This window comes from Salinicola sp. (assembly GCF_982684285.1).
On sequence record NZ_CEXLVS010000274.1, the window covers coordinates 1,038 to 5,092 of the forward strand.

The 4,055-nt window shown below is 64.9% G+C and carries 5 protein-coding genes; 2 read left to right on the forward strand and 3 right to left on the reverse strand.

Translation table 11 applies throughout. The features are described 5' to 3' along the window. Positions 1-267: 267 nt before the first annotated feature. On the forward strand, positions 268-1,191 hold the full coding sequence (locus tag AC3AYF_RS17990; RefSeq protein ID WP_295036513.1) for a DMT family transporter: 924 nt from the start codon (positions 268-270) through the stop codon (positions 1,189-1,191). Between the two features lie 69 nt (positions 1,192-1,260). Further along, positions 1,261-1,686: a copper resistance protein NlpE gene (locus AC3AYF_RS17995; protein WP_295036514.1), complete on the forward strand. Its 426-nt coding sequence runs from the start codon at positions 1,261-1,263 to the stop codon at positions 1,684-1,686. 57 nt (positions 1,687-1,743) lie between these two features. Here the strand turns inward: AC3AYF_RS17995 and AC3AYF_RS18000 are convergent, their stop codons facing one another. From AC3AYF_RS18000 to tsaB, 3 genes are read right to left on the reverse strand one after another with little or no spacing between them, the layout of a single operon-like run. Beyond that, positions 1,744-2,526 (reverse strand): class I SAM-dependent methyltransferase, encoded by a 783-nt coding sequence (locus tag AC3AYF_RS18000; protein ID WP_487780129.1) that lies wholly within the window; start codon positions 2,524-2,526, stop codon positions 1,744-1,746. After that, the gene (locus AC3AYF_RS18005; protein WP_295036515.1) at positions 2,514-3,311 is read right to left on the reverse strand and encodes an undecaprenyl-diphosphate phosphatase; all 798 of its coding nucleotides are present in this window, start codon (positions 3,309-3,311) and stop codon (positions 2,514-2,516) included. Before AC3AYF_RS18005 ends, AC3AYF_RS18000 begins: the two co-directional genes overlap by 13 nt. A gap of 51 nt (positions 3,312-3,362) precedes the next feature. Then, entirely contained in the window at positions 3,363-4,040 is a 678-nt protein-coding gene (gene tsaB / locus AC3AYF_RS18010) for a tRNA (adenosine(37)-N6)-threonylcarbamoyltransferase complex dimerization subunit type 1 TsaB (protein ID WP_487780130.1), read from the reverse strand. Positions 4,041-4,055: the final 15 nt, after the last annotated feature.

A 4,055-nucleotide genomic window follows, 5' to 3' on the forward strand; every position in this document is an offset into this window, starting at 1 on the left:
TGCCCTCACGGCGGAGGTTGTCGTCTTCGGTCAAGCCACCGACCGCTTCCTGGGCGTGACCCTTGAGTTCCTCGGTGCGTCCTTTCACTTGATCTTCGTACATCTCGATCTCCTTGATCACTGTTGCCGCAGCGGAATCATTCCGCTGACACCTGAGCATAGTTGTCTTCGGGGATCACCACAAAACCCATGGGTTCCGAAAACCGCCGGACTTGGACGCGGGACCGGTTTACGCTACGCCTCGGTCATTCCCGGAGAACATTCAGCATGCCGCTACTCTCGCTTGGTCGTCTGCTCCTGCTATCGTCACTGTGGGGCGCCAGCTTCCTGTTCATGCGCATCGCCACGCCAGCCCTGGGGGCCTTCCCCACGGCTTTCTTCCGCGTTCTGCTCGGCGCAGCGGGACTGGTGGCGATCCTGGCGCTGCTGCGCGTACGTTGGCACTTCGAAGGCAAGCTTGGAGCGGTGCTGGCGATCGGCATGATCAATTCCGGTATCCCGTTCGGCATGTTCTGCATCGCCGCACAGTATCTGCCCGCCGGCTATTCGGCGATGCTCAACGCCTCGACACCGCTGATGGGAGTGGTCATCGGCGCCACGCTGTTCCACGAGCCGCTGACGAGAGACCGGCTGATCGGCGTCGCGGCGGGCATGCTCGGCGTCGGCGTTCTGGTGGGCACGGGGCCAGTCCGGGTCGACGGCGGCCTGCTCATTGGCGCCGCTGCCTGTCTGATTGCCGCCATCTGCTACGGGCTGGGCGGATTCATCGTCAAGCGCTGGGTGGCCGAGCGCGGCGGACTGGACTCTCGCCTGATCGCCATGGGCTCGCAGGTCGGCGCTACGCTGCTGCTGGCCCCCTTCATGCTCGGCCAGCTGGCGCTGGCGCCTCACGCCATCGCCTGGAACGACAGCGGCGTCTGGTGGGCGATGCTGGCGTTGGGGCTCGCCTGCACGTCATTGGCCTACCTTCTCTATTTCCGGCTCGTCGAGGATCTCGGCCCGGTCAAGCCGCTGACGGTCACCATGCTGGTCCCTGCGTTTGGGGTACTTTGGGGCGCGCTCTTCCTCGACGAGCAGGTGAGCTGGGCGCACGCCATCGGCGGCTCGCTGATCGGCGTCGCGCTCTGGATGATCCTGTTCAGAGGTCGACGCGATGTGGGGAAGCCCGGCGCCGAGCAGACCCGCGATTGACCCGAAACTCTCGCCGCCGGATTTTCGAACTATACTGAAAATCGCATTCTGCTAAAAAAGGAATAAGCAATGCGTAATCCAGGATTGATTGGTGCAGGACTGTTGGGACTGACGCTGACCCTGGCGGGGTGCGCCAGCACGCCGCCCTCGCCGTACGAAAAGGCGGCCGGCGAGTATGAAGGCGTGCTGCCTTGCGCGGACTGCTCGGGCATCCAGGTCGATCTGGAGATGATGAACATGGATGACACCGGCGGTGCCTATGTGCTGAACAGCCTCTACCAAGGGCGTAGTGACGAACCCATGACGACCAAGGGCAATTTCCTGGTTCTCAAGGACGCCGGGCCGCAGCAGATGCCGACGATCTACGAGCTCAAGGGCGCCGGGGGCAACACGATCTATTACCTGCGTCCGCTCGACAACGGCGATCTGGAAGTACTGGATACGCATATGCAGTCGATCCAGTCCGGTGCCGACATGACGCTGAAACGCCAGTAACGGCGACCGGTCGATACCCACGCGCCGGGCCCAGGCCCGGCGCGTTCGTGTCGGCCTTCAGTGCTTCAGCGAGCGGTGCACGTAGAGATCGTAGCGGCTCGTCTTTCCCTCCAGCACGTGCTTCGGCGCGGGTCCATCGATCGGCGGCGCCTTCCGCGGACGCTTGACCACCACCCGATGGGTGGCGACCTCCAGCGCCGCCTCCAGCAGACGCGGCGCATCGTCATCCCCACCAGCCAGGTCCCGGAACAGCCGCATCTCCTTCTTTACCAGCGCCGACTTCTCCCGATGCGGGAACATCGGATCGAGATGCACCACCTGCGGTTCGTGCGCCCAATCATCGACTGCCGCCGCCAGCCCGGTCGCGCTATCGGCGTGGCGAAGCGACAGGCGCCCGGCAATCTCCGCCACCTCGTCGTCGTCCATCGCCTGCGACAGCGCGGCCGCCAGCAGCGCATGGATCGCCGCCACCCGCTCGACCATCAACACCTCGGCCCCCAACGACGCCAGCACGAAGGCATCCCGACCGAGGCCGGCCGTGGCGTCGACGACCTGTGGCACCACTCCCTTGCCAAACCCACAAGCGCGTGCCACGAGCTGGCCACGCCCACCGCCATAGCGCCGACGGTGCGCCGCCGCGCCGGAGACGAAATCGGCCCGGATCGGCAGGCCGTAACGCCTGGCGTCGCCGGCGATCTCGAGCCCGTGCCCGGCACGCTGCAGAACCAGCCCGTCCGCGGGCGCCGACGGAGCCCAGGGCAGGCCGTAGCGTCCGGCCAGATCGGCCAGCGACTCCCCCACCACGACCACGGGCGTGACCGACTCGCTCACGTCGCCCATACGAACAGGGCAATACCCAGCAGCAGTCGATAGATCACGAAGGGCATCATGCCGATCCGATCCAGCGCCGCCAGGAACAGCTTGATGCAGAGCCAGGCCGCCACGAACGAGAACGCCACGCCCAGAAAGATCTCGTGCCACTGCGTCGCCGTGCCCGACTGGGCCAGCTCCAGTCCTTTCAGCGAGCCTGCCGCCAGGATCAGCGGGATCGACAACAGAAACGAGAAACGCGCCGCCGCCTGCCGGGTGAAACCGAGCATCAGGGCCGCGGTCATGGTGATCCCCGAACGCGAAGTGCCGGGAATCAATGCAATGGCCTGGGCCAGCCCGATCAGCAGCGCCGTCTTGAGCGTTATTTTCTCGACCGGATGTACCTGGGTGCCGCGCTTGTCGGCGATACCGAGCAGCACGCCGAAGACGATCGTCGTCGTCGCGATGACCAGAACGGAGCGCCCCGCGCTCTCGACCCAATCCTCGATCAACAACCCGACGATGACCGCTGGAATGGTCCCGACGATGATCGCCCAACCCAGGCGGCTCTCCGGCGTCTGTCCCCGCCCGCCGAACTGGGTGAACCAGGCGTGGAGAATACGCCAGACTTCATGGCGAAACGCGAACAGCACGGCGCCCAGGGAGCCGATATGAACCGCCACGTCGAAGGCCAGCCCCTGATCGGACCAGCCGAAGAGCTGGGAGGGTAAAATCAGATGTGCGGAGGAGGAGATGGGCAGAAATTCGGTCAAGCCCTGGATGATGGCGAGTGCGGCCAGTTGAAAAACATCCATTTTCTTTCGATATCCTTATTCGAGGAGGTCGCCATCGTGGACCTCGATCTTTCACGCCTTGCGCCATGCCACCTCATCACGCAGATAGACGGGAATCACCTCGTGAGGCGCGCTGCCGCGCGCGCCACGCTCCCATGATGTGGCGGCCAGACGCACGAGATCCTCCGCCGCCGGTAGTTCGTCGGGGAGGGTTTGCGGCAATGCAGCCTGTACATCGACAGGTATATTAGACAAAAGTTGCCAACCGCTGCCTATCCCCAGCCATTCGATATCGCGATCCGTGGCGGGCAGGCGCAGTCTCGAAGGCGGCACAACGCGCGGGTCGAGCGCCACGGTCAAGGCGCCGTCGTGACAGTGATAGGCCCCGACATAGATCTCGTCCATGCGGGCATCGAGTGCGGCGATGACGTGTCGCGCGTGCCATTTGCGGTGAGCCGCCAGCGCCAGGGCTTCCAGTGTGGAAACCCCGATCAGCGGCAGGTCGGCGCCGTAGGCGAGTCCCTGGGCGATGCCGGCGGCGATTCGCAGGCCGGTGAACGAACCCGGACCATGGCCATAGGCGACAGCGTCGAGCTGGGTCAGTGTCACGCCAGCTTCCGCCAGCACCTCGTCGATCATCGGCAGCAGCAGGCGCGTGTGTTCACGGGGTGCGATCTCGAAACGCTGAACGATCTGGCTCTTCCGTATCAGCGCACAGGAGCAGGCAGAAGAGGCGGCGTCCAGCGCCAGCCACGTCGGCCTCGG

Bases quoted from the DNA above. Each gene is read 5' to 3' on its own strand.
- AC3AYF_RS17990 (WP_295036513.1), top strand. From the start codon at position 268: ATGCCGCTACTCTCGCTTGGTCGTCTGCTCCTGCTATCGTCACTGTGG.
- AC3AYF_RS18005 (WP_295036515.1), bottom strand. From the start codon at position 3,311: ATGGATGTTTTTCAACTGGCCGCACTCGCCATCATCCAGGGCTTGACC.
- AC3AYF_RS17995 (WP_295036514.1), top strand. From the start codon at position 1,261: ATGCGTAATCCAGGATTGATTGGTGCAGGACTGTTGGGACTGACGCTG.
- AC3AYF_RS18000 (WP_487780129.1), bottom strand. From the start codon at position 2,526: ATGGGCGACGTGAGCGAGTCGGTCACGCCCGTGGTCGTGGTGGGGGAG.